This is a genomic window from Comamonas trifloxystrobinivorans (assembly GCF_043359985.1).
Lineage (GTDB): Bacteria > Pseudomonadota > Gammaproteobacteria > Burkholderiales > Burkholderiaceae_C > Comamonas > Comamonas trifloxystrobinivorans.
Genome location: NZ_JBHZGV010000011.1, coordinates 15,583 through 37,637, shown reverse-complemented (window position 1 = coordinate 37,637; position 22,055 = coordinate 15,583). Strand labels below are relative to the sequence as shown.

Here is a 22,055-nt window from a genome sequence, read left to right as displayed (position 1 = left end):
AATTCGCGATGGGTTACTGCGTCACAGGAGCGCTAGGCTCTTTTTCGCCCAAGGCAGTGATCACCTCAGCGGCGTTGCCAGCCGTGCAGACGTCGTCGGCAGGCAGCAGCGAGACGCTCTTGCCAGCCTTGGCGCGGGCGTTGATGTTGGCCACGGCATCTTTGGCCATGATCTCGTCCATGCACATCTTGCCGGCTTCCACGCAACGGTTCAGCACCGCGTGGTAGAGCGTGTTGTCGACCGAGCTGAACAGGCGGACCGGGTCACGCTCGCTGGGCTTTTCCAGCTTGAGGTACTCGGCGCGGTCCAGGGCGGCGCCCTCGGTCTTGGCCTTTTGCACCCAGGCGTTGAAATCGCCGTCGTTCAGACCGTGGAACTTGAAGGTCATGCCGGCAAAGCCCGAGCCGCTGTAGTGCGAGCTCATGCCCTTGTACACACCGGGCTTGTTGATGACGGCGTTCAGCTGCGTCTGCATCGAAGGCATGGCATAGATCATGCCGGCCAGATCAGGCACGTAGAAAGCGTTCATCGTGGTGGTGGCCGTCAGCTTGAAGCGGATCGGGCGATCCACGGGAGCTGCCAGCTCGTTGATGGTGGCAATGCCTTGTTCGGGGTAGATGAACAGCCACTTCCAGTCCATGGCGACCACTTCCACCTCAAGCGGCTTGACCTCGGCGGGCACGGCGCGCTTGGCATCGATACGGTCCAGCGGACGGTAGGGATCGAGCTTGTGGGTGTAGATCCAGGTGAGGGCGCCCAGGGCGATGATGATCAGCAGGGGCACGGTCCAGATCACCAGCTCCAGCACCGTCGAGTGGTGCCACTCGGGGTCGTAATCGCTGGGGTTGTTGGACTCGCGGTATTTGAAGGCGAACAGAACAATCAGGATCATCACCGGAACGATGATGATCAGCATCAGCAAGGTGGCGATGATCACCAGATTGCCGGACTGTGCTGCCACGTCTCCCGCGGGATTGAGCACGACAGTATTACAGCCAGCCAGGCTGGCGGCGGCCAGTAACGCCGCAACGAGCCGAGACGGCCCGTGAAGTTTCTTGAGATCAGGCATGCGGAAGGGCGCGGCAAGCGCGCTTAGGTATAAACATGGATTGCAAAATCCCACCAAATGTAAATGCTAGAGGCAGGCCTGTCGATTGGACATTTTGTCCTACGTCCTCTGAGAAAGTACCCTGCTAGGCTCCTGGATGGGTACGGTCGTCACAGGCCTGTTACAGCTTGAGGAAGGAGCTTTCGTATGAGTAGTCTCGGTTACGCAGCATCTCCCGTCGGCGGCAAGCAAAGCGCTGATCCACAGTCCCGGTCCAGCGCCGATGATCACGTCACACCTGGTGAAATTGCGGTCGGCGTTATTATCGGACGTTCGTCAGAGTATTTCGACTTCTTCGTATTTGGCATAGCGTCGGTCTTGGTCTTTCCGGCGGTTTTCTTTCCCACTTTCTCCAAACTCAACGGCATCCTGCTGTCGTTTGCCATTTTCTCCATCGCGTTCATTGCGCGCCCGGTGGGGACGGCGCTGTCCATGGCCATCCAGCGCCGCTGGGGCCGTGCCACCAAAATGACCGTGGCTTTGTTCGCGCTGGGTGTGGCCACCGTGGGTATCGCATTTTTACCCGGGTATGAAAGCCTGGGTCGCACGGCGATCTACCTGCTGGCCTTGTTCCGTTTCGTCCAAGGTCTGGCGCTGGGCGGCTCCTGGGATGGACTGCCATCGCTGCTGGCGATGAGCGCGCCGCCAGAGCGCCGTGGCTGGTACTCGATGATCGGGCAACTGGGCGCACCGCTGGGCTTTGTCATCGCGGCCAGCCTGTTTGCCTACCTGTACAGCACGCTGTCCGAGAGCGAATTCCTCAGCTGGGGCTGGCGCTATCCGTTCTACGTGGCCTTTGCTCTGAACGTGGTGGCCCTGTTTGCCCGCCTGCAACTGGTGCTGGGCCAAACCTATACCCAGGCCATGGAGGAGCGTGAGCTGGAGCCGGTCAGCGTCACCCGCCTGATCGATGAAGAAGGCAGTCACGTCGCCATCGGCGCCTTTGCCGCGCTGGCCAGCTTTGCGCTGTTCCACCTGGTGACGGTGTTCCCGCTGTCGTGGATTTTGCTGTATTCCGACCAGTCGCTCACCGAGGTGTTGCTGGTGCAGATTGCGGGCGCCTGCTGCATGGCGCTGGCGGTGGTGGCCTCGGGCAAGCTGGCAGACAACTTTGGTCGGCGCAACACCCTGGGTGCCATGGCGGTGCTGATCGGTCTGTTCAGCCTGGCCACGCCCAAGCTGCTGTCCATGGGCGTAGTGGGGCACGATATTTTCATCATCGTCGGCTTCATCTTGCTGGGTCTGTCGTACGGCCAGTCTTCGGGCACGGTCACGGCCAACTTCTCCAGCAAGTACCGTTATACCGGCGCAGCGCTGTCTACCGATATGGCCTGGCTGGTGGGCGCTGCCTTTGCGCCGCTGGTCGCTTTGGGCTTGTCGGCCAAGTTCGGCCTGGTGGCTGTCTGCCTGTATCTGCTCTCGGGCGCCATCTGCACCTTGGTGGCGCTGGGCATCAACCGCGCGCTGGAGTCCCGCGAGTCGGGCGCTTGATCTTCGTCACGGGTTCTCTTGGGCCCGTGCCTGGTTTTGTCGAATGCGGCTCTATTGCTGAGCCGCAGCAGCTGACGGATTGACTGCCGGCTGCGAATCGACGTAAAAAGAGCTGCTTGAAGGCAGCTCTTTCTGTTTTTGGGGCCGGGCCTGATCAGCCTTGGGTCGGCGTGGGGCGCGTGCGGTAGAACTGCATCGGGTGCTCCTGCATCTCTTTGGCGTGCTGGTTCAGCACCGATTTCTTCATCTTGCCCACCACATGCATCTCGCAGGGCTTGCAGTCAAAGCGCAAGGTGAGCTTTTCCTTGCCGTTGATGAGTTGCAGCGGCTCGGCTTTGATGGTGCCCTTCACGCCGATCACGCCCTTGGCTTGCTTGGGGCACAGGCTCATCGAGAAGCGCACGCAGTGCTTGGTGATCATCAGCGAGACTTCGCCTTCTTCTTCCTTGCTCTCGTAGGCCGCGTCGATCACCTTCACGCCGTGCTTGACGTAAAAATCGTGCGCTTTCTGGTTGAAAACGTTGGCCAGATAGGTGAGCGTGTCTTCCGGGAAGGGCACGGGCGGCTCGACCGGTGTTGCGCGTGGCAGACGGATCAGGCCTTTTTCTCGCGTGGCTTCCAGCGCGGCCACGGCTTCGCGGCGCAACTGGTTGAGCGCCGAAGCGGGCACAAACCAGGGCTGCGACAGGTTCAGCGCAATATCGTGTACGGCGAAAATCGTCGTGCCAAAGCGGCCCAATTGCTCGCGCAGGCTGGCCTCGGCCTTGCTGGCGTCGGTGGCCGGCTGGTGCTCCTGGGCAATGCTGGCGGTGGCGGCAAAGCCGTCTTCGTCGGTCAGCGTGAGCGCAAAGCCCTCGGCCGTTTCCTTGAACTCGGCCCACAAGCCAATGCGGCGCTCGCTCGACTTTTTCTCCAGCGTGCGCACCCAGTCCATATCGCGGTTGCGGTTGATCTCCAGGCCCTTGCGCAAATCCTTGAACTCGGCAATCTCGTTCTTGGGGAATACGCGCCAGATGCCTTTCTTGGCGTTCATGCATTCGGCGCGGTTGATGTGCACGCCCACCAGCTCTTTTTGCAGGTCGTAGTAGCACAGGCCGTCGCCGTTGTGCAGCTCGGTGGCCTTGTCTGCGGCTTCCAGCTCGAACCACTTGTCGCCCACTTGCGTAACCCAGCCGATGGAGCGGCCGGGGGTTTTAGGCGTATCGAAGGCGCCGATATCGTCCTGGCGGCCGTTGACGAAATAGTCGGTGAACTCTCGGTTGAAGTTCTGATCCGGATCGGGCTCGAAAGTGAAGGTGGTGCGGCCAGACGACGAGCGCGCCAGCGGCGCATCGGAGAACTCGCGCTCCTCGATCACCTCGTCGATCAGCTTGCGGTAATGGGCGGTGATGTTCTTCACATAGCCCATGTCCTTGTAGCGCCCCTCAATCTTGAAGCTGCGCACGCCGGCGTCGATCAAGGCGCGCAGGTTGTCGCTCTGGTTGTTGTCCTTCATCGACAGCACGTGTTTCTCATGCGCGATGATGCGGCCGCTCTGGTCGGTCACCTCATAGGGCAGGCGGCAAGCCTGGTTGCAATCGCCCCGGTTGGCGCTGCGGCCGGTGTGCGCGTGGCTGATAAAGCACTGGCCAGAATAGGCCACGCACAGCGCGCCGTGCACAAAGAATTCGATAGTGGTGCGCGATGGATCCGTTGCCTCGCGGATCGCCTTGATCTGCTTGAGGTCCAGCTCCCGCGCAATCACGATCTGCGACAGGCCGGCGTCTTGCAGAAAACGCGCCTTCTCGGGCGTGCGGATGTCGGTTTGCGTCGATGCGTGCAGCTGGATCGGCGGCATGTCCAGCTCCAGCAAACCCATGTCCTGGATGATCAGCGCGTCTGCGCCCGCGTTGTACACCTGCCAGGCCATCTGGCGGGCGCCTTCCAGCTCGTCGTCGCGCAAAATCGTGTTCAGCGTGATGAAAATGCGGCTGCCATAGCGGTGCGCGTGCTTGATCAAGCGCTCCAAGTCGCGAATATCGTTGCCCGCCGTAGCGCGCGCGCCAAAGGCCGGGCCGCCGATGTAGACAGCGTTCGCGCCGTGGTTGATGGCTTCAATCCCGATATCGGCATCGCGGGCCGGGGAGAGCAGTTCGAGCTGGTGGGGCAGGAGAGACATAGGGGCAGGATTATCTCAGGTGCGGCTGCTGACGGCATCGGAGGGTAATTGCTCGGCGCTCGGCCGCTGTCAGCACTGCCAGAGCAGCTTGCCCAGCCCGGGCTGGGTGCAGCCGCAGCGGAACACGTAGCCGCAGCCGCTGCCAAAGTTCATGGCTGTCCGGTGGTCTGGCCCTTCCTCCAGCTGGGCCAGCAATTGCATGGGTTGGCCGCAGGCGTCGCAATCAGGCGTTTCGTCGTTTTGAACCCATGTGGGCTCGCCACCCATTTGGCCCAGCACGTGGCGTGGCGATTCGCCACTCTCATCAGCCCACTGTTGGTGTGCACTGTCGTAGTTGGGCTCGGCCGAGTTGAGCAGCTTGGCGCCATAACGCGTGGCGCGCACGGTTTGCCCTTTTTCGGGTGGGGTGACCAGTTGCAGGTTGCTCGCGGGTACCACCAGCACCTTGTTGCCGCCTTCATTGGCATCCCATTCGTCACAGCAACCCGGGTCGTTCTGGCACATGAACACCAGCAGCAAACTCGAATCGGCCGTATTGCGCAGCTGTCCTTCAAACTCCATGGGTCCGCCGCAGGTGGCGCAAGTTGGCCAATCCAGCTGACCTGCTGGTGCACTGGGTCTGCCGCCGAACATGGTTTGGTCCGAGGCTTGTTCGCTGGCTTCCGGTTGGTTGATCATCAAAATCGTCATGGTTGCTTCCTCATGAGCTGGCAGACAGACTGCATGGTGAATGGAGGCGAATGCGATTGCCCAGACGGACTAACCCCATGTGCTTTAAGAGCGCGGGCTGAAAGTGCGTGGAAACATCACTACCTCATGGCGGTCGCTGAGCCGGTAGCCCATGGCCGGGCGGTTCGACGGGCCTTCGACATGGCCGGCTTCCACCAGAAAATGCGCCGCCAACATGCGCGTGCGGAAGCCGCTTTTGTCCACCGGGCGGCCCAACACGGTCTCATACACCTGCTGCAACTGCGGCAGCGTGAACGGCTCGGCCAGCAAAAACGCGGGCAGCGATGTGTATTCCACCTTGCTGCGCAGGCGCTCTACGGCAGTGCGCAATATCTCGCTGTGGTCAAACGCCAGCTGCGGCTCGGCCAGCAAGCCGTCTACCGGAAACCAGGCCACATCGGCCGCGTTGGCGCCCTTGCTCAGCTGCAGGTGTTGGCCGGGAATCAGCGCAAAGTACACATGCGTGGCCGACCAGCCGCGTGGGTCGCGCTGCCGGCCGCCCCAGCTGCCCAATTGCTCCAGATAAGGGCTGTCCACGGCGGTTTTTTCGCGCAGCTTGCGGCGGGCGCAGGCCTCCAAATCGGCATCCAGCTCCACATTCACAAAGCCGCCGGGTAGCGCCCACTGGCCGGGGAAGGGCTCCTGGTGCTCGGCCGTGCTGTGGCTCGGGCGCTGCACCAGCAACACCTGCAGCGCACCTTCGGCCACGGTGAAGATCACCACATCTACCGTGGTGAACGGGCGGGGAAAGTCGGGGGTGGCTTTTGTGTGAATGGCGGTAACACCCATGGCGCAGGTCTTGACGAACGAGAAGTTAGGTTGTATTGTACAACTTGCTTTAAGTTGCTCTGTACAACTTAAAGCGGCCAACCAGACAAATCCAAAACAAAATCCAACAAGAACAAAACAAAAACGAGAGAGAAAAACCATGAAAAACAAGAAAAACCAAGACAGCTTGGTCGCCCACAGCAAGTTTCTGAGCCTGGTGCTGCGCCACAGCCCGCAAAGCATCGGCCTCCGGCTTGACAGCGCCGGTTGGGCGCAAACCCGTGAGCTGCTGGCCTGCCTGCAAAAGTCTCGCTACCCGATGGGGCTGGAGCTGCTGCAGCAAGTGGTGGCGGCAGACGGCAAGCAGCGCTATTCGTTCAGCGACGACGGCTTGCGCATCCGCGCCAACCAAGGCCATTCCATAGCAGTGGAGCTGGGCTTGATGCCGCAGCAGCCGCCGGCACAGCTTTTCCATGGCACGGCCACGCGCTTTCTGCCAGCCATTCTGGAGCAGGGGCTGACACGCCAACAACGCCACCATGTGCACCTGTCTGCCCAACAAGAGGTTGCCGCTACCGTGGGTCGGCGCTATGGCCAACTGGCCCTGCTGGCGGTGGACGCGCAGGCCATGCATGCAGAAGGGCACTGCTTTTATTGCTCGGACAACGGCGTCTGGCTGACCGATGCGGTGCCACCACGCTATTTGAAAGTACTGCCATGACCCAGAACACCAAGCGGATTGCGCTGGACGCAGACGGCGTTCTGCTCGACTACAACCTGGCATACGCCAGCGCCTGGGAGCGCGCTTTTGGTGTGCGCCCCGAGCTGCGCGATCCACAAGCCTATTGGGCGGTAGACCGCTGGGGCGTAGAGCGCTTGGCTGGCGAGCGCCTGGACCGACTGCGCGCCAGTTTTGACGAGCAGTTCTGGTCCGGCATTCCCGCCATTGCGGGCGCGCTGGCTGCTTGCCAACAGCTCGCCCAGGCGGGCTATGAACTGGTCTGCGTCTCGGCCGTGCAGCCGCAATATGCAGATGCGCGCTTGCGCAACCTGCAGGCCCACGGCTTTCCTATAAAAAGCGTACATGCCACCAGCAGTGCAGGCGCAGGCCGCAGCCCCAAAGCTGCAGCGCTGGAGCAATTGCGCCCGGCTGCCTTTGTGGACGACTATTTGCCTTACTTCCAAGGCATGCCTGGCGACATGCATTTGGCGCTGGTGCTGCGCCAAAGCGGTGGTTCACCGAACGTGGGCCCCGAGCTGGCGAATGTGCATTCCACCCATGCCGACCTGGCCGCGTTTGCGGACTGGTGGCTGGCGCGATAAACAGAACAATGAATCAGAACAGGAAAACTGTCATGCGTACCAACTACTCCTTTCGATCGGTAGAAGATTTGCTGCAGGCACTCAATGCCGGTTACCAGGCCCATTACCTGTGCTTCTGGGGCCATCAGACTGAGGCTGACGGCTCGGTGGGCAAGGGCTGCCTGAGCCAGTGGTTTCCGGCTGAATTCAGCGTGGACGGAGATCGCTACGCCACAGCGGAGCACTACATGATGGCCGAGAAAGCGCGGCTGTTTGCCGACGAGCCGGCGCGCCAACAGATTTTGGCCAGCGCCACGCCCGCAGAGGCCAAGGCCTTGGGGCGCGGCGTTCGCGGTTTTGATGGTGAACGCTGGCAAGCCGCCTGCCTGGACATCGTGGTCCAGGGCAATGTCGCCAAGTTTGGCCAAAACGAGGCCATGCGGGCGTTTTTGCTGGGCACGGGCAGCAAGGTGCTGGTCGAGGCCAGCCCGCGTGATCGTATCTGGGGCATTGGCATGGGCGCGGCCAATCCTGCCGCCACCCAGCCTGCGCAATGGCGCGGCCGCAACTTGCTCGGCTTTGCCTTGATGGCAGCGCGCGAGCAACTGCTTGCCGGAGGCTTGGCATGAGCCAGCTCGATCGCTTTCACGGAGCATTGCTGGGCCTGGCCTGTGGCGATGCTGTAGGCACCACGGTGGAGTTCCAGCCCCGAGGCAGTTTTGCGCCGCTGGTCGATATGGTCGGTGGCGGCCCGTTCTCGTTGCAGCCCGGGCAGTGGACGGACGACACCTCGATGGCGCTTTGCCTGGCCGAAAGCCTGGTCACCCAGCAGGCGTGCGACCCGTTGGACCAGATGCAGCGCTATGTACGCTGGTACCAGCAAGGGCATTGGAGCTCGACTGGGCGCTGTTTCGATATCGGCATTGCCACCAGCGCCGCACTGAACCGTTTTCTGCGCAACGGCGACCCTTTGGCTGGCAGCGTGGAGGCGCGTAGCGCAGGCAATGGCTCGCTGATGCGGCTGGCGCCAGTGGCCATGTTCTACGCCGGCGACGAGGCCGCCGTGCAAGAAATGGCGGCGCTCAGCTCGCGCACCACGCATGGTGCCGAAGAATGCATTGAGGCTTGCCGGGTGTTCGCGGTGGCATTGAGCCGCGCTTTGCTGGGTGCGGACAAGGCCGCAGTGCTGGATTTGGGCGGCTTGCCTTTGCACAGCCCGAAGATTGCGCAGATTGCCCAAGGCAGTTACCGGCATAAAACGCGCGAGCAGATTCGCGGCTCGGGCTATGTGGTGGACAGCCTGGAAGCGGCCTTGTGGTGCTTTGCGCGCCACGACAATTTCCGCGATGCCGTGCTGGAAGCTGCCAACCTGGGCGACGACGCAGACACTACAGCGGCGATTACCGGCCAGATCGCAGGCGCGTTTTGGGGCGAGCAAGGCATTCCGGCACCATGGCTGCAGCGGCTTTGCAGGGCGGGCGATATTCGCGGCCTGGCGATGCAGTTGGCACAAGCGCAGCAGCCAAAACCGTAGCCCGGCCTGCCGCTGGCATTGATGCGCGGTGCGCATTGCAGTCTGCCGATAACAGCGGCCCGGGCGGCCCCGGCTTTGGTTATGCTTGTCGTTCCCTTAGCCGATTCTTCTTGTGCTCTCCATGGAAAAACAAAAGCCCCACGCCGTTCCGCCCAGCATGTACATGCCGCGCCAGTTTGCCAGCGACCGGCTCGACGACGCCCTGATCCTGATGCGCGAGCATCCGCTGGCCACGCTGACTTCGGTCGATGGCGAAGGTTTTCCCTTTGTCTCTTACCTGCCGCTGCATGTGCAGGCGGGCGAGGGCGGTGAGCTCACCTTGTGGGGCCACCTGTCACGCGCCAACCCGCATTGGAAAATGCTGCAAAACCAGGCGCAGGCCTTGGTGGCTTTTCGCGGTGCGCACAGCTACCTGTCCCCCAAGGTCTACCCGGATCTGCAGCGTGTGCCCACTTGGAATTACGTGGCCGTGCACTGCCGCGTGCAGGTAGATTTGGTGGACGACCCGGAAGACAAAGACGCCTTGCTCAAATGCCTGATCGGCGACCATGAACCCGCCTATGCCGAGCAGTGGCGCGGGTTGGACGCTGATTACGCGCGCAAGATGCTGGCCGCCGTGGTGGGCATGCGCATGCAGGTGTTGCAGTGGGAATGCAAGCTCAAGGTCAACCAGCACCGTGCCGAATCCTACGATGCGCAACATGCGGCTTATGCGGCGCAAGCCGCGCAGGGCAATAACCACGCGCAAGAACTGCTGCAATGGATGGAGCGCCTGGCCGCGCGATAATTGGCGCTGATAGTGCTTGCGAGGAGGGCTTATGCGCGCTGTATTTGGATTGGCAGGACTGTTGGTGGTAATGGCCATTGTGGCCGTGCTGATGAAGCAAAACCTCAACGCTACACGGGCTGGCGCTGTACCTGCGCCGGTGGCGGTCGATGGCGTGAAAGTGCCGCAGATCGACACCAGCAAAAACGTGCGTGAGCAAAGCCAGCAAATCCAGCAGCAGGTGCAAGACCAGCTCAACCAGGCCGCGCAGCAAGACGCCAAGCGCCTGCAAGAGCTGGACAACTGAGCCATGCGCTTGGGTTGTGTTCATCGCGCACTCGTAGCGCCTTTGTCTGCGGCCTGGCGCCGCATTCTCACCCATGGCTGAAAGCAAGGCGCAGTGCGCCCAGCTCGATGACGAGCGTTGGATGCAGGCTGCGCTGGCGCAAGCACGCTTGGCGGCCGAAGCGGGCGAAGTACCTGTGGGTGCCGTCGTGGTGCGCAATGGCCAGATCATTGGCCGCGGCTACAACCAGCCCGTGGCCAGCCACGACCCGAGCGCCCATGCCGAAATCCAGGCGCTGCGCGCTGCAGCGCGCCAACTGGGCAACTACCGGCTGGAAGACTGCACGCTCTACGTTACTTTGGAGCCTTGCGCCATGTGCGCCGGGGCCATCTTGCATGCGCGTTTGCCGCGCGTAGTGTGGGGCGCCGCCGAGCCGCGCACCGGTGCGGCGGGTTCGGTGATCGACCTGTTCGCGCAGCCGCAACTCAACCACCAAACCAGCACCACGGCCGGCGTCTTGGCAGCAGAAGCGGCGGCTGTGCTGACAGGCTTTTTTGCAAGCCGCCGCCAAGCGCAGCAAGTGGCAGCCAAGGCTGCACACCCTTTGCGAGACGATGCTTTGCGCACGCTGCAAACCTGTTTTGATGCGGCTTGTGATTGCGCCTGCGTCTCGTGCTTTTACAGCGACTGGCCGTCCTTGCAAGGTCTGCGCTTGCATGTGAAAGACAGCGGTGCTCCCAGTCAACCGGGCGCGCCTGCTTGGCTGCTTTTGGCTTCCAGCCCGGCGCAACAAAGCCTGTTTCGCCGCCTGGCCGCAGGTTTGCAAGCCGAAGGCGAGCAGGTGCTGGTGCCCGATTGGCTGGGCTTTGGACGCAGCGACAAACCCAAAAAAGACGTGGCGTTGAATGACGCGCGGCAGCTGGCCGTGCTGCAGGATTTGCTGGCCCAGCTTGCCATGCCTTCTGAGACGCCGCTGGTGATTGCAGCGCACGGCGACGCAGCACGCTTGGCGCTGGCATTGCAGCGCAGCCGGCCTGCTGCGCGGCTGTGGCTGATCAACCCCGCGCTGCCGGAGCGCATGACGCCCGCATACCGTGAATGGTTGGAACAAGTGCAGCGCAAACCGCTGCTCGACATAGCCCAAGCGCTTGCCAGCAGTGCGATGCAGGATGTGGCTCCTGCTGATTTGGCGCAATGGCAAGCGCAGTTCCCCGACAAAGGTTTCCGCGCCGGCTTGCGCGCCTGGGCGCGTGATGCATCGGCCTGGATGGGCGCGGCGGCTGACCTGACCCCATTGCCAGCCGACACGCTTGTCTCTTGGGGCGACGCCGCAGTCTGGTGGCCGGAGCAGGCTTTGCCCGTGCCACCAAGCCAGGTACAGCGCTGCGCTGGCGGCGATTGGCTGCCTTTGCAAAACCCCGCTGCGCTGCTGCAGCACGCAGAGTTTTTCCGCACTGCGGCGCAGCGTTGATTCGGCATTGGCGGCGCCGCCTTGGCTGGTGCTGCACAATGGCCGGGCATAAAAACCGTAATCCGAGACTTTTGCCATGACCGAAGCACAGAAACCCGCGAGCAGCGCGCTGACCGAGCTGATCCACCATTCCTACCAGCCCAGCGCGCCTTTTGCGGCCCCGCAGCCTGGTGTCTTCAAGGCTTCCAGCATCTTCTTCCCCAATGTGCAAGCCATGCGCAGCTGGGACTGGAAGGACAAATCCGCCTTCACCTACGGCCTGCACGGCACGCCCACGCACTACATTCTGGAAGAGCGCATTGCTGCGCTCGAAGGCGGCAAACACTGCCTGCTGGTGACCAGCGGCCTGGCCGCGATTTCGGTTGTGGGCCTGGCTTTGCTCAAGGCGGGCGACCACATCTTGTTGCCCGACAACGTGTACGGCCCGAGCAAAGGCTTTGCCGAAAGCGAGCTGGCACGCTACGGCGTGAGCGTAGGCTACTACCAGCCGCTGAGCGTAGAGCACTGCGCCAGCCAGATCCAGCCGAACACGCGCCTGGTCTGGATTGAGGCCGCCGGCTCAGTGAGCATGGAGTTTCCCGATGTACCTGGCCTGGTGCGGCTGTGCCGCGATTTGGGCATCACCACGGCGCTCGACAACACCTGGGGCGCCGGCCTGGCTTTCAATGCTTTTGATCTGGATGGCGACGGCTCCTACAACCTGGGCGTGGACGTGTCCGCGCACGCGCTCACCAAATACCCCAGCGGCGGCGGCGATGTGCTGATGGGCTCCATCACCACACGCGATGCCGCTCTGCACCGCCGCCTGCAGGCCACCCACATGCATATGGGTTTTGGCGTGGGTGTGAACGATGTCGAAACCATTTTGCGCAGCCTGCCCAGCATCTCGCTCCGCTACCACGCACACGACGCCGTGGCCCGTGGGCTGGCTCAGTTCATGGCCCTGCAAGCGGCGGTCGTGCAAGTGCTGCATCCGGCACTGGCAGGCTCGCCCGGCCACAACCACTGGAAAGCCCTGTGCGGTGCCAAGACCGGCCCGCATGGCTTGCCTGGCGCGGCTGCCGGCCTGTTCAGCGTGGTGATCGACCCGCGCTACACGCAAGCGCAGATCGACCAGTTCTGCGAAAGCCTGCGTCTGTTCAAGCTGGCCTACAGTTGGGGCGGCCCGATCAGCCTGGTGGTGCCGTACAAGATTGGCAACATGCGCTCGCTGCCTGAACAAAGCCTGCAAGCGGGCACGGTGGTGCGTTTCTCGATCGGCCTGGAAGATGCGGCCGATTTGCAGGCTGATCTGGCGCAGGCTATGCAAAAGGCTTTTGGCTGATGGCCTGAGCTTTCCAAGCAAAAACGCTGCCGATTGGCAGCGTTTTTTGTGGCCTGAATCACTCAGAGATCACTTCTGCATCAGCTTTTGCAGCGCGGGCCACACGTTGGCCAGCAGCGTAGGGTGGGCACTGGCAAGCGGGTGGATGCGGTCGGCCTGGAAGTTCTTTTCGAAGTTCGCCACATCGGCAACGCCCTTGAGCAAAAACGGCACCAGGCCAGTTTTTTTCTGCTCTGCCAGGCTGGTGAAAACCTGGGCGAAATCGGCCGTGTATTTGGCGCCATAGTTGGGGGGCACTTGCATGCCCAGCAGCAGCACCTGGGCGCCGGCTTGTTGCGAGCTGTCAATCATGGCGGCCAGGTTGGCCTGGGTGTTGGGCAGCGAGAGGCCGCGCAGCGCGTCGTTGGCGCCCAGCTCGATCACCACGATGGCGGGTTTGTGTTGCTGCAGCAGGCCGGCAAAGCGGGCGCGGCCGCCCGCGCTGGTGTCGCCGCTGATGCTGGCGTTCACCACCTGGTAGGGCGATTTGCTTTGCTGCAGCTTTTGCTCCAGCAAGGCCACCCAGCCGCTGCCACGGGCGATGCCGTATTCGGCGCTGATCGAATCGCCCACCACCAGGATATTGCCGCCCGCTGGCGCTGCCACTGCAGCAGCGCTAAGACCCAGAGCTGCGGAGGACATCAGTGTGGCCGCTACGATGGTGCGCAAACACTGGCGCCGCTCGGCGCTGGTTGGGACTTTAAGGGAAAGATACTTTTTCATGACAGATGCTTTGCATAGTGCAGCGCAAGCGGGTGATGCGGTGCTGGTGGCCCGGGGGCTGGGAAAATCCGTTACCGATTCCACGGGCACGCTCACGATCTTGCATGGGGTGGACTTTAGCATTGCACGCGGAGAGACCGTGGCCATCGTCGGTGCATCGGGTTCGGGCAAAAGCACCTTGCTGTCGATCCTGGCCGGGCTCGATACGCCCAGCACCGGTACTGTGTTGGTGGGCGGGCAAGATTTGTTCAGCCTCGACGAAGATGCCCGTGCCGCCTTGCGTGCCCGCACCATGGGTTTTGTGTTCCAGAGCTTTCAGCTGATGGGCAATCTGACGGCGCTGGAGAACGTGATGCTGCCGCTGGAGCTGGCGGGCCAGCGCGATGCTCGCAAGCAAGCCACCAAAATGCTCGAGCGCGTGGGCCTGGGCCAGCGCCTGGCGCATTACCCCAAGCTGCTCTCGGGCGGTGAGCAGCAGCGTGTGGCGCTGGCGCGGGCCTTTGTGGTGCAGCCCCAAGTGTTGCTGGCCGACGAGCCCACCGGCAGCCTCGATTTCGCCACCGGCGAAGCGGTGATGCAGCTGATTCTCGATCTGAACCGCGAAGCCGGCACCACCTTGATGATGGTGACGCACGACCGCGCCATTGCCGCCCAATGCCAGCGCTCCATCACCATTGCCGCAGGCGCGGTGGTGGCGGACGAGCGCCGCAGCGCTGCGTCTGCGCTGTGATAGCCCGCTAGAAAAGTCCGCTGGCCACCCCGGCGGCTTCGGGGGAAACCGGCCCGCGTTCACCCGCTCCAAAGATGAAATTTTGGTAATGGAGCTGGGGTCCGGAATCTTTTAAGAAAATCGTAAGGCGCCAACGCCACAGTCCCTTGCCACAGCGCTTGCTGCAGTCCGGGTTGTTTCAGACCCACTGCTGCCAGGCCTGCAAGCACAAGGTGTGGCAATGGAGAACCTCAACTGGCAATGCTTTGTTTGGATGGCTGCGGGCTTTCATCCGCAACCGGTGCTGTTAGCCATCGCGCAGTGGTTGGCGGTCTATGGCGCTTGGCTGACGGTGGCAGTCATGCTGGCATACGTTTGGCGCAACGCTGACGAATGGGTCTATCTGGCAGGCACGGTGCTGCTGTGCTTGCTTTCCATCTGGCTGGGGCATCGTCTGGCGGTCGTGTTAGCGCATCCGCGTCCCTTCATGGTGGGCATGAGCCCAGCCTATATTCCCCATGCGGTGCGCGGCTCTTTGCCCAGTGTTCACGCCTGTGCCTTGTTTGCGCTCGCCTTTGGCATGCTGGCGCGCAAGCCTATGCGCTGGGCGGGTGGCGTGGCTTTGCTCGTGGCCTTGTTGGTGGGTTGGGCGCGGGTTTATTGCGGCATCCATTTCCCATTCGATATTGTGGCTGGCGTTGCCTTGGCTGGCTTGTTGGCCACGGTTTATGCATGGCTGTGGAGCCGCTACGGTCTGCTGTTGCAACCCGAGCCCAGGCCTCTGGCTGTCACAGTGATCGGCTCCGGCACAGTGAAGGTGGACTGATCGATGCAGCAGCTATGGAGCGCAGCGGCTGTGCGCAGCAAACGCTGGGAAAGCCAGGGTTGGGCATATTGGGGGCTGTGCATTGCCTTGTGGCTGCTGGCACTGGCCTGGCTGCGGCCGCTGAGCGACCCGGATGAAGGCCGCTATGCGGTGGTCGCCCTGGACATGCTGCGCAGCGGCGACTGGGTCACTCCGCATCTCAACGGACTGCCTTTTTTTCACAAGCCGCCGCTGTATTACTGGCTGGCTGCGGCGGGTTTTCAGCTGTTGGGTGTGCATGAATGGGTGGCGCGCCTGCCGTCGCTGCTGGGCGCCTGGTTGGCCGCAATGAGCTTGTTGGCGCTGCTGCAACGCATGGCCGGAGCGCTGGAAGCGAAGGCTGTGGTGCTGGTATTTGTGACCCTGCCGTTTGTCTACCTGGCCGCGCAGTACGCCAATATGGACATGTTGCTGGCCGGTTGCATGAGCGCTTGCACGGCTTGCGCCGTGTGGGCCAGCGTGCAATATGGGCGCTCCGCCTCTTGGCGCTGGTGGATGGCAGGCGCGGGCGTATTTGCCGGCCTGGGCTTTTTGGCCAAGGGTTTGATTGGCATGGTGCTGCCGGGCATGGTGTGGTGCGCCTGGTGGCTGTGGGAGCGCCGTTGGCAATCTTGGCATCTGGCGCTGTATCCGCCCGCCTGGCTGGCTGCGGGGGCTATTGCTGCGCCTTGGGCCTGGTTGGCGCAGCAACGCCATCCCGGGTTTTTTCACTATTTCTTTGTCACCCAGCATTTCCAGCGCTACACGCAAACTGGGTTCAACAATCCGCAGCCCTGGTGGTTTTATTTGGCAGTGATACTGCTGGCCGGTTTGCCTTGGACGGCGCTGGCCATGGTGGCCGCAATACGCTGGTGGCAACAGCGCAAAACAGCGGAGCACGCGAGCGGCCAGCCCGTTGGGCCAGATTGGGCGCGGCGCAGTCTGGATCGCTGCATGCTGGTTTGGGCGGTGGTGGTGTTGCTGTTCTTCTCTGTCCCGCAGAGCAAAATTGTGGGCTATGTGTTGCCGGCTTTGCCGCCATTGGCCTATGCGGTGGTGCGCTGCTGGGGCGCAGTGTGGCGCGCCAATGGTTCACCGGGGCAAGGTGAGAGCCTGGGGCTGCGCGGTTGGCGCGGGTTTCGGCTCGCCATTGGTGTAGCTGCCGCAGTGTGTGTGGTGCTGGCGGTTGGCCTGGGAACGAAGGCTGTGCCCGCCAAGGCCCAGTGGCAAAGCCTCAAAACCCTGGCTGCCCATAGCGGCGAGCGCGTAATGATGCTGGGCCATCTGTACTACGAAGTACCTTTTTACTTGCCTGCCCAGTACCCTGCCTGGGTGGTGGACGACTGGCACAGCGATCCTGCCAAACAGGCGGACAACTGGAAAAAAGAACTGTTGGATGCTGCGCAGCTGGCGCCCGAGCAGGCCTCGCAATGGCTGCTGCAGGGGCCACAAGCTGCAGAGCAGCTATGCGCAAAAACCGTGGTGTGGGTAGTAGGCGAGCGCGCTGCGTTTGCGGCACTGGCACCGGCGCTGGCCGCAGAAAAGCCGATGGCGCAGATAGGACCCACGGCCGTCTGGCGTATTGACCCGTCGTCTGCCATTTGCCGCGCCCAGCGCTGAGCGCGTGAACGCGGCGGGCGCTCAGTTGTCGCTGCGAAAGCCCGCTTTTACGTGGCTGCCGTCGCAATACGGCTTGTTTTGCGACTGGCCGCAGCGGCACAGCCAGGCATCGGTCACGCGGTTGAGGGTTTTGCCGGTGCCTGACACCACTTCCAGCGCGCCCGTTACATGCAGCGGGCCGTTGGGCGTGGGGTCAATGGTCAGCGTGCCATTGCGTTGGGCGAGCGTTTCGGAGTTTTGCGCAGCGGGCTCGCCAGTGGCCACAAAGTTGGCGGGCGCGTGGCTGCCGTCGCAAAACGGCTTGTTCTTGGAATGGCCGCAGCGGCACAGCGTGGCGCGCAAACCTTCGTCTTGCCCGGCTACCTGCAGCGGCGCATGAAAGGCCAGCGGCCCGTTCTCGCGCACGTGCACCAGGTTGACGATGGGCGGCTGCTCCAGCGCACTGCCATCGGGCGCTTTGCACTGGATGGCGCCGGACGGGCAGTTGTGCGCAATTTCCAGCACCTCGGCAGTGCTGGCTTTTTCTGGGTGGATCCATTCACCGACCACGTTGGGCACAAACACGTCGGGGCGGTTGAGCACGCAGTTGCGCGAATGGATGCAGCGGCTGCCGTCAAACTCGATGGTGACGGTGGCGGATTTCACAATTTCTTGGCTCATGGTTTTTGGGAGTGCGTGGGGGATCTGAGCTGAAAACGCTAACCCAGCGCCCGGTGCATGCGTGTAGGACAAAGCGCAGGCGGCAAAGCCCGGTCAGTTTTGCCTATGGCAGGCTGGTACTTGCTTGCAATCGGGCTGCAGCAGTGTTTGCATTTGCCGACATCTGCCTGCATCGGCCTACAGGCGATCTGGGAGCGGCGGGCTATAAACCAGCTTTGGTTCAAGCACACACAAACCGGGAGCAGCAGCATGGCAAAACCTTCAATTGGCATCATCGTTGGCAGCAACAGCAAGGATTCGATCAACCGCAAACTGGCCCAGGCCTTGGCCCGCTTGGTGCAGGACGAGGCAGAGGTGGAGCTGATCGATCTGAGCGCTTTGCCTTTTTACAACCGCGATGACGACGCCAATGCCTATCCGGCAGCCTTTACGGCGCTCAAAAACCAGGTGCGCAGCAAAAGCGGCATCTTGTTTGTGACGCCTGAGCACAACCGTTCTGTGCCGGCGTTGCTGAAAAACGCGCTCGACGGGGCCAGCCGGCCCTATGGCTCCAGCGCCTGGGCGGGCATTCCGGCGGCTGTCATCGGCACATCCGGCGGCGGCCCTGCTACCAGCATGGCGCAGCAGCACCTGCGCAATGTGCTGTCTTATCTGGACATGCCGACCATGGGCCAGCCCGAAGGCTTTATCCGCTGGAGTGACGAGCTGCTGGACGCGCAGGGCAATGTGGGCGCAGGCAGCCATGAGTTTTTGAGCAAATTCATGCACAAGTTCCTGGCCTGGGTGGCCAAGCACCCCAAAGGCTGAAGAGCAGCCAGCGCACCGGCAATGTATGGCCTGGCTGCTGCTACCATGCAGCCAAGTTTTTCCCCGAGGATACCGAGCCATGCTGAATCTGCCTTTGCAACACCTGTACAAAGCGGCGAGTGCTGCCGAAACATCGCCCTGGTTGCTGGTGCTGATGCACGGCGTGGGCAGCAACGAAGAAGACCTGTTTGGCCTGGCCGACTTTGTGCCGCCAGCTTTCCATGTGCTCAGCTTGCGCGCGCCCTACACCATGGCGCCGCACATGTACGCCTGGTTCCAGTTCTCCGTCAACCCGGATGGCAGCCGCAATATCGACGATCAGCAAGAAAAAACCAGCCGCGCTTTGGTAGAGCAAGCCTGCCAGCAAGCCTGCGAACAACTGCAGATTCCGCCTGAGCGCGTGGTGCTGGGCGGCTTCAGCCAAGGCGGCATCATGTCGTTGTCGGTGCTGTTGACGCAGCCCGCTTTGCTGCGTGCTGTGCTGGTGTGGCACAGCCGTTTGCTGCCGCAGATTGCTGCGCGTGAAGTGGATGCAGCGCAGTTGGCCGAGCACAAAGCCTGGGTGAGCCATGGCACCGAGGACGATGTGATTCCGCTGGCGCAAGCGCATGCGATTCGCAGCCACTTGCAAGCCACGCCGTTGGAGCTGAGCTACCACGAATACCCTTGCCGCCACCAACTGCACCCGCAAGAGCTGCGCGAGAGCATGCAGTGGCTGCAGGCGCTGGCGCGCGGCTGAGGCCTCAGTTACGCGCTTGCTCGGGCCAGCCAAACAAGGCGGCCAGCATGCGGTCCAGCGCCGGCCATTCTTGCGCGAACTGGCGGCGGTTGACGAAGAAGGCCTCGCAAGCCACGGCAAAAAACTCGGCTGGCGCGGTAGCGCCATAGCTGTCCAGCCAGGGCGCGGGCTCGCCAAAGCGCTCGGCCTTGGTGATGGCGTGGCGGAACTGCTCGTAAGCCGTGCTCCAGGTGTTGCCCCAGGCCTGGCGCGCTTGTGCGGAGCTGGTCATGCCCAGAAAGCCGGCGGGCAGGGCAGGGAAGCCATCCGCGCCGCCGTTGCGCATGTCGAGCTTGTGGCAGAACTCGTGGATCACTACGCAGGTGCCGTGGGCGGTTTGCTCGGCCGGGGTTTCGTCAATCGCGGCCCAGCTGAGGGTGACGGGGCCGCGCTCCATGGCTTCGCCTTCGAGCATCATGCGGCGCTGCGAAACCAGGCCGGCTTCGTCGTGCACATCGCGCGCGGCCACCATGGTGCCGGGATGGACGACGATGCCTACAAAATCGTCATACACGCGGATGGCTTTTTGCGCCTCGCCACGGTAGAGCAAGGGCACGCAGGCTTGCGCCGCAATCGTCAGCGCCATGCTGTCGCTCACCACCAGTCCGTGCGCTCCGGAGAATTGTTTGTTGCGCAGAAACAGGGCGCTGAGCGCACGCAGCTTGGATTTTTCTTCCAGCGACAGGGCCTGCAGAAACGGGTGCTTTTGCAGCACCTGCAACCAGAGCGTGGAAGGGATTTCTGGCACCGGCCGCAACAGTGCACGCAAGCGGTAACCTATGCGCCGCAGCCAGGCCATGGCTCAACCTTGGGCCGCTTGTGGCGGCTGTGCCAAGTAGGCGCTGAGCGCAATGCGTTGCGGCTGGGCGTGCAAACCAATGCGTAATATTTCGGCGCGCGGCGGCTCCATATCGGTGTCCCAATCGGTCAGCACCAGGCGCTGGTGCTGAGCATCGAGCTGGTGCAGTGCGGGCCGGTGCGTGTGGCCGTGGATCAGCGTTGGCGCCTGGGCGCGCTGCAGCCATTCCAAGGCGGCTGCGGTATCGATATCGGCCGTGATGACCTCGCGCATTTTGCGCGCTTCGCTCTCACTGCGGATGCTGCCAGCCAGTTGCCGCCTTTGCGCCAAGGGCTGGGCCAGAATCTGTTGCTGCCAGGCGCTGCTGCGGGCTACGGCGCGGAAGCGCTGGTAATCGCTGTCTTCCACGCACAGCGCATCGCCGTGGCTCAAAAGCCAATGCTGGCTGGCAAAGTGAAGGCAAGTGGGATCGGGCAGCAACTGCATGCCGCTGCGCTCGGCGAAGTGCGGGCCAATCAGAAAATCGCGGTTGCCGTGGATAAAAAACAGGGCGCGCTGGGCGCTGGTTTGCTGCAGCAGCTGGGCGCATTCGGCCTCAAAACTGCCGGCTTCGTCGAGGGCGTCGTCGCCGACCCAGGCCTCGAACAAATCGCCCAAGATAAAGATCGCATCTGCCGTGCTCGCTTGCAGGTAGCGCTGCCAGCTGGCCCAGGTGTTGGGCAGCTGGGGCTGCAGATGCAGATCGGAAATGAATTCGATGCTGCGCCAGGCGGCTGGCGCAGACAGGTGCTGGATAGCCGTTTGTGCCAGTGCAGCGCGAATGGTGTCGGCGCTGCTGGCTGCGGTGGGAGCGAACGGGCTATCCATGCGAGGGCTTGCTTACAGAGCCACAGCCTTTTCGATCACGACTTCTTCCTTGGGCACGTCTTGGTGCATGCCTTTGGAGCCGGTCTTCACGCCCTTGATCTTGTCGACCACATCGTTGCCCTTGACCACTTTGCCGAACACGGCGTAGCCCCAGCCGCTAGGTGTGGGCGAGGTGTGGTTGAGGAAGTCGTTCTTGGTCACGTTGATGAAGAACTGTGCCGTAGCCGAGTGCGGGTCGCTGGTGCGAGCCATGGCGATGGTGTAGTTGTCGTTCTTCAGGCCGTTCTTGGCTTCGTTCTCGATCGGAGCTTGCGTGGGCTTTTGGTCCATGCCCGAGGCAAAACCGCCGCCTTGGATCATGAAGTTGTTGATCACGCGGTGGAAAATGGTGCCGTCGTAGTGGCCGCTCTTGACGTAGTTCAGAAAGTTTTCGGTGGACTTGGGGGCCTTGTCAGCGTCCAGCTCCAGCGTGATCACGCCGTAGTCCTTGATGTGCAGTTCGACTTGTGGATTGCTCATGGTGTTTTTTCCTGTTGCGTTGAAAGGGGAGGAGCCTGCGCGGCGTGGCGTCAGAACAGGCTACGGAGAGTTTTACTTGACGACGCTGGCCGAATTGATGACAACCGGCGTCGTGGGCACGTTTTGGTGTGGGCCGGCATTGCCGGTGGCCACGGCCTTGATCTTGTCGACCACCTCGGTGCCGCTCACCACCTTGCCGAACACGGCGTAACCGTGGCCGTCGGGGCTGGGGGCGTTGAGCGAGTCGTTGTTCTTGACATTGATGAAGAACTGCGACGTGGCCGAATCCGGGTTGCCGGTGCGGGCCATGGCAATGGTGTAGGTGTCGTTCTTCAGGCCGTTCTTGGCTTCCAGCGGGATAGGCGCGCGCGTGGGCTTTTGCTTCATGTCGGGGGTAAAGCCGCCGCCCTGGATCATGAAGCCGTTCATCACGCGGTGGAAAACGGTGCCGTCATAGTGCTTGTCGTTGACGTACTGCAGAAAATTCTCCACCGTCTTGGGCGCTTTTTCCGGGTTCAGTTCGACGACGATGTCACCCATCGAGGTTGCCAGCTTGACCTTGGGGTTGTCGGCCGCGTGCGCCGCACCGGCAAAAAACAGCGAGCCGGCCAATGCCAGGCCGCCCAGGGCAGAAAGGGTTTGTCGTTTGGTGGGCATGGGCTTTCCTTTATCGACGAGGTTGGCAGGTGGCTCGCGCACGCAGCAGCGCGCCGAGTCACCCGATGGGAGGGCCGGCAAAAGCGCCGGCAAGCA

24 protein-coding genes are annotated in these 22,055 nt (G+C 62.3%); 14 read left to right on the top strand and 10 right to left on the bottom strand.

Going from position 1 to position 22,055, the window contains the following annotated elements; genetic code table 11:
• Positions 1–13 precede the first annotated feature (13 nt).
• Positions 14–1,069: a ubiquinol oxidase subunit II gene (gene cyoA / locus ACFIQF_RS14505; protein ID WP_393943910.1), complete on the bottom strand. Its 1,056-nt coding sequence runs from the start codon at positions 1,067–1,069 to the stop codon at positions 14–16.
• A 186-nt stretch (positions 1,070–1,255) separates the two neighbouring features.
• Here cyoA and ACFIQF_RS14500 point away from each other — a divergent pair, with 186 nt between their 5' ends.
• A complete protein-coding gene (locus ACFIQF_RS14500) occupies positions 1,256–2,599 on the top strand; it encodes an MFS transporter (protein ID WP_393943908.1) in 1,344 nt (447 codons plus the stop codon).
• Between the two features lie 154 nt (positions 2,600–2,753).
• Here ACFIQF_RS14500 and ACFIQF_RS14495 read toward each other — a convergent pair whose 3' ends face one another.
• The 3 genes from ACFIQF_RS14495 to ACFIQF_RS14485 form a co-directional block, all read right to left on the bottom strand.
• Positions 2,754–4,757 carry a peptidase U32 family protein gene (locus ACFIQF_RS14495; RefSeq protein ID WP_393943906.1) on the bottom strand — a complete coding sequence of 668 codons (2,004 nt, stop codon included), beginning with the start codon at positions 4,755–4,757 and terminating at the stop codon, positions 2,754–2,756.
• A gap of 69 nt (positions 4,758–4,826) precedes the next feature.
• Positions 4,827–5,447 carry a programmed cell death 2 domain-containing protein gene (locus ACFIQF_RS14490; protein WP_393943904.1) on the bottom strand — a complete coding sequence of 207 codons (621 nt, stop codon included), beginning with the start codon at positions 5,445–5,447 and terminating at the stop codon, positions 4,827–4,829.
• An 84-nt stretch (positions 5,448–5,531) separates the two neighbouring features.
• The gene (locus ACFIQF_RS14485) at positions 5,532–6,275 is read right to left on the bottom strand and encodes an NUDIX hydrolase (protein WP_393943902.1); all 744 of its coding nucleotides are present in this window, start codon (positions 6,273–6,275) and stop codon (positions 5,532–5,534) included.
• Positions 6,276–6,414: 139 nt separating this feature from the next.
• Between ACFIQF_RS14485 and ACFIQF_RS14480 the strand changes: the two genes are divergently transcribed.
• The 8 genes from ACFIQF_RS14480 (at position 6,415) to ACFIQF_RS14445 (ending at position 12,937) form a co-directional block, all read left to right on the top strand.
• The gene (locus ACFIQF_RS14480; protein WP_393943900.1) at positions 6,415–6,975 is read left to right on the top strand and encodes an RNA 2'-phosphotransferase; all 561 of its coding nucleotides are present in this window, start codon (positions 6,415–6,417) and stop codon (positions 6,973–6,975) included.
• Entirely contained in the window at positions 6,972–7,577 is a 606-nt protein-coding gene (locus ACFIQF_RS14475; RefSeq protein ID WP_393943899.1) for an HAD family hydrolase, read from the top strand. Before ACFIQF_RS14480 ends, ACFIQF_RS14475 begins: the two co-directional genes overlap by 4 nt.
• A 32-nt stretch (positions 7,578–7,609) precedes the next feature.
• Positions 7,610–8,185, top strand: coding sequence for a riboflavin biosynthesis intermediates N-glycosidase (gene ybiA, locus ACFIQF_RS14470; protein ID WP_393943898.1), 576 nt, complete (start codon positions 7,610–7,612; stop codon positions 8,183–8,185).
• A complete protein-coding gene (locus tag ACFIQF_RS14465) occupies positions 8,182–9,090 on the top strand; it encodes an ADP-ribosylglycohydrolase family protein (RefSeq protein WP_393943896.1) in 909 nt (302 codons plus the stop codon). The genes ybiA and ACFIQF_RS14465 overlap by 4 nt, the downstream gene beginning before the upstream one ends.
• 157 nt (positions 9,091–9,247) lie before the next feature.
• Positions 9,248–9,877 carry an FMN-binding negative transcriptional regulator gene (locus tag ACFIQF_RS14460; protein ID WP_393944183.1) on the top strand — a complete coding sequence of 210 codons (630 nt, stop codon included), beginning with the start codon at positions 9,248–9,250 and terminating at the stop codon, positions 9,875–9,877.
• 31 nt (positions 9,878–9,908) lie between these two features.
• Complete coding sequence (locus ACFIQF_RS14455; RefSeq protein ID WP_393943894.1) at positions 9,909–10,163, top strand: hypothetical protein; 255 nt, start codon at positions 9,909–9,911, stop codon at positions 10,161–10,163.
• Between the two features lie 73 nt (positions 10,164–10,236).
• Positions 10,237–11,613, top strand: a complete 1,377-nt coding sequence (tadA, locus tag ACFIQF_RS14450) for a tRNA adenosine(34) deaminase TadA (protein ID WP_393943892.1) — start codon at positions 10,237–10,239, stop codon at positions 11,611–11,613.
• 76 nt (positions 11,614–11,689) lie between these two features.
• A complete protein-coding gene (locus tag ACFIQF_RS14445; RefSeq protein WP_393943890.1) occupies positions 11,690–12,937 on the top strand; it encodes a PLP-dependent transferase in 1,248 nt (415 codons plus the stop codon).
• A gap of 69 nt (positions 12,938–13,006) precedes the next feature.
• Here ACFIQF_RS14445 and ACFIQF_RS14440 read toward each other — a convergent pair whose 3' ends face one another.
• A complete protein-coding gene (locus ACFIQF_RS14440) occupies positions 13,007–13,618 on the bottom strand; it encodes an arylesterase (protein ID WP_393943888.1) in 612 nt (203 codons plus the stop codon).
• A 79-nt stretch (positions 13,619–13,697) separates the two neighbouring features.
• Here ACFIQF_RS14440 and ACFIQF_RS14435 point away from each other — a divergent pair, with 79 nt between their 5' ends.
• The 3 genes from ACFIQF_RS14435 (at position 13,698) to ACFIQF_RS14425 (ending at position 16,872) form a co-directional block, all read left to right on the top strand.
• The gene (locus ACFIQF_RS14435) at positions 13,698–14,429 is read left to right on the top strand and encodes an ABC transporter ATP-binding protein (protein WP_393943886.1); all 732 of its coding nucleotides are present in this window, start codon (positions 13,698–13,700) and stop codon (positions 14,427–14,429) included.
• 220 nt (positions 14,430–14,649) lie between these two features.
• The gene (locus tag ACFIQF_RS14430; protein ID WP_393943884.1) at positions 14,650–15,234 is read left to right on the top strand and encodes a phosphatase PAP2 family protein; all 585 of its coding nucleotides are present in this window, start codon (positions 14,650–14,652) and stop codon (positions 15,232–15,234) included.
• Between the two features lie 3 nt (positions 15,235–15,237).
• Positions 15,238–16,872, top strand: a complete 1,635-nt coding sequence (locus tag ACFIQF_RS14425) for an ArnT family glycosyltransferase (RefSeq protein WP_393943882.1) — start codon at positions 15,238–15,240, stop codon at positions 16,870–16,872.
• A gap of 21 nt (positions 16,873–16,893) precedes the next feature.
• Here the strand turns inward: ACFIQF_RS14425 and ACFIQF_RS14420 are convergent, their stop codons facing one another.
• The gene (locus ACFIQF_RS14420; protein WP_393943880.1) at positions 16,894–17,532 is read right to left on the bottom strand and encodes a CDGSH iron-sulfur domain-containing protein; all 639 of its coding nucleotides are present in this window, start codon (positions 17,530–17,532) and stop codon (positions 16,894–16,896) included.
• A 249-nt stretch (positions 17,533–17,781) separates the two neighbouring features.
• Between ACFIQF_RS14420 and ACFIQF_RS14415 the strand changes: the two genes are divergently transcribed.
• A complete protein-coding gene (locus tag ACFIQF_RS14415) occupies positions 17,782–18,339 on the top strand; it encodes an NADPH-dependent FMN reductase (protein WP_393943878.1) in 558 nt (185 codons plus the stop codon).
• A 79-nt stretch (positions 18,340–18,418) separates the two neighbouring features.
• On the top strand, positions 18,419–19,078 hold the full coding sequence (locus tag ACFIQF_RS14410; RefSeq protein ID WP_393943876.1) for an alpha/beta hydrolase: 660 nt from the start codon (positions 18,419–18,421) through the stop codon (positions 19,076–19,078).
• Positions 19,079–19,082: 4 nt separating this feature from the next.
• Here the strand turns inward: ACFIQF_RS14410 and ACFIQF_RS14405 are convergent, their stop codons facing one another.
• From ACFIQF_RS14405 to ACFIQF_RS14390, 4 genes are all read right to left on the bottom strand, one after another.
• Positions 19,083–19,916 (bottom strand): M90 family metallopeptidase, encoded by an 834-nt coding sequence (locus ACFIQF_RS14405; protein ID WP_393943875.1) that lies wholly within the window; start codon positions 19,914–19,916, stop codon positions 19,083–19,085.
• 3 nt (positions 19,917–19,919) lie between these two features.
• A complete protein-coding gene (locus ACFIQF_RS14400; protein ID WP_393943874.1) occupies positions 19,920–20,783 on the bottom strand; it encodes a UDP-2,3-diacylglucosamine diphosphatase in 864 nt (287 codons plus the stop codon).
• 12 nt (positions 20,784–20,795) lie between these two features.
• On the bottom strand, positions 20,796–21,302 hold the full coding sequence (locus tag ACFIQF_RS14395; protein ID WP_393943873.1) for a peptidylprolyl isomerase: 507 nt from the start codon (positions 21,300–21,302) through the stop codon (positions 20,796–20,798).
• A 72-nt stretch (positions 21,303–21,374) separates the two neighbouring features.
• Positions 21,375–21,959: a peptidylprolyl isomerase gene (locus ACFIQF_RS14390; protein ID WP_393943871.1), complete on the bottom strand. Its 585-nt coding sequence runs from the start codon at positions 21,957–21,959 to the stop codon at positions 21,375–21,377.
• Between the last annotated feature and the right edge of the window lie 96 nt (positions 21,960–22,055).

Bases quoted from the DNA above. Each gene is read 5' to 3' on its own strand.
- cyoA (WP_393943910.1), bottom strand. From the start codon at position 1,069: ATGCCTGATCTCAAGAAACTTCACGGGCCGTCTCGGCTCGTTGCGGCG.
- ACFIQF_RS14500 (WP_393943908.1), top strand. From the start codon at position 1,256: ATGAGTAGTCTCGGTTACGCAGCATCTCCCGTCGGCGGCAAGCAAAGC.
- ACFIQF_RS14495 (WP_393943906.1), bottom strand. From the start codon at position 4,757: ATGTCTCTCCTGCCCCACCAGCTCGAACTGCTCTCCCCGGCCCGCGAT.
- ACFIQF_RS14490 (WP_393943904.1), bottom strand. From the start codon at position 5,447: ATGACGATTTTGATGATCAACCAACCGGAAGCCAGCGAACAAGCCTCG.
- ACFIQF_RS14485 (WP_393943902.1), bottom strand. From the start codon at position 6,275: ATGGGTGTTACCGCCATTCACACAAAAGCCACCCCCGACTTTCCCCGC.
- ACFIQF_RS14480 (WP_393943900.1), top strand. From the start codon at position 6,415: ATGAAAAACAAGAAAAACCAAGACAGCTTGGTCGCCCACAGCAAGTTT.
- ACFIQF_RS14475 (WP_393943899.1), top strand. From the start codon at position 6,972: ATGACCCAGAACACCAAGCGGATTGCGCTGGACGCAGACGGCGTTCTG.
- ybiA (WP_393943898.1), top strand. From the start codon at position 7,610: ATGCGTACCAACTACTCCTTTCGATCGGTAGAAGATTTGCTGCAGGCA.
- ACFIQF_RS14465 (WP_393943896.1), top strand. From the start codon at position 8,182: ATGAGCCAGCTCGATCGCTTTCACGGAGCATTGCTGGGCCTGGCCTGT.
- ACFIQF_RS14460 (WP_393944183.1), top strand. From the start codon at position 9,248: ATGTACATGCCGCGCCAGTTTGCCAGCGACCGGCTCGACGACGCCCTG.
- ACFIQF_RS14455 (WP_393943894.1), top strand. From the start codon at position 9,909: ATGCGCGCTGTATTTGGATTGGCAGGACTGTTGGTGGTAATGGCCATT.
- tadA (WP_393943892.1), top strand. From the start codon at position 10,237: ATGGCTGAAAGCAAGGCGCAGTGCGCCCAGCTCGATGACGAGCGTTGG.
- ACFIQF_RS14445 (WP_393943890.1), top strand. From the start codon at position 11,690: ATGACCGAAGCACAGAAACCCGCGAGCAGCGCGCTGACCGAGCTGATC.
- ACFIQF_RS14440 (WP_393943888.1), bottom strand. From the start codon at position 13,618: ATGTCCTCCGCAGCTCTGGGTCTTAGCGCTGCTGCAGTGGCAGCGCCA.
- ACFIQF_RS14435 (WP_393943886.1), top strand. From the start codon at position 13,698: ATGACAGATGCTTTGCATAGTGCAGCGCAAGCGGGTGATGCGGTGCTG.
- ACFIQF_RS14430 (WP_393943884.1), top strand. From the start codon at position 14,650: ATGGAGAACCTCAACTGGCAATGCTTTGTTTGGATGGCTGCGGGCTTT.
- ACFIQF_RS14425 (WP_393943882.1), top strand. From the start codon at position 15,238: ATGCAGCAGCTATGGAGCGCAGCGGCTGTGCGCAGCAAACGCTGGGAA.
- ACFIQF_RS14420 (WP_393943880.1), bottom strand. From the start codon at position 17,532: ATGAGCCAAGAAATTGTGAAATCCGCCACCGTCACCATCGAGTTTGAC.
- ACFIQF_RS14415 (WP_393943878.1), top strand. From the start codon at position 17,782: ATGGCAAAACCTTCAATTGGCATCATCGTTGGCAGCAACAGCAAGGAT.
- ACFIQF_RS14410 (WP_393943876.1), top strand. From the start codon at position 18,419: ATGCTGAATCTGCCTTTGCAACACCTGTACAAAGCGGCGAGTGCTGCC.
- ACFIQF_RS14405 (WP_393943875.1), bottom strand. From the start codon at position 19,916: ATGGCCTGGCTGCGGCGCATAGGTTACCGCTTGCGTGCACTGTTGCGG.
- ACFIQF_RS14400 (WP_393943874.1), bottom strand. From the start codon at position 20,783: ATGGATAGCCCGTTCGCTCCCACCGCAGCCAGCAGCGCCGACACCATT.
- ACFIQF_RS14395 (WP_393943873.1), bottom strand. From the start codon at position 21,302: ATGAGCAATCCACAAGTCGAACTGCACATCAAGGACTACGGCGTGATC.
- ACFIQF_RS14390 (WP_393943871.1), bottom strand. From the start codon at position 21,959: ATGCCCACCAAACGACAAACCCTTTCTGCCCTGGGCGGCCTGGCATTG.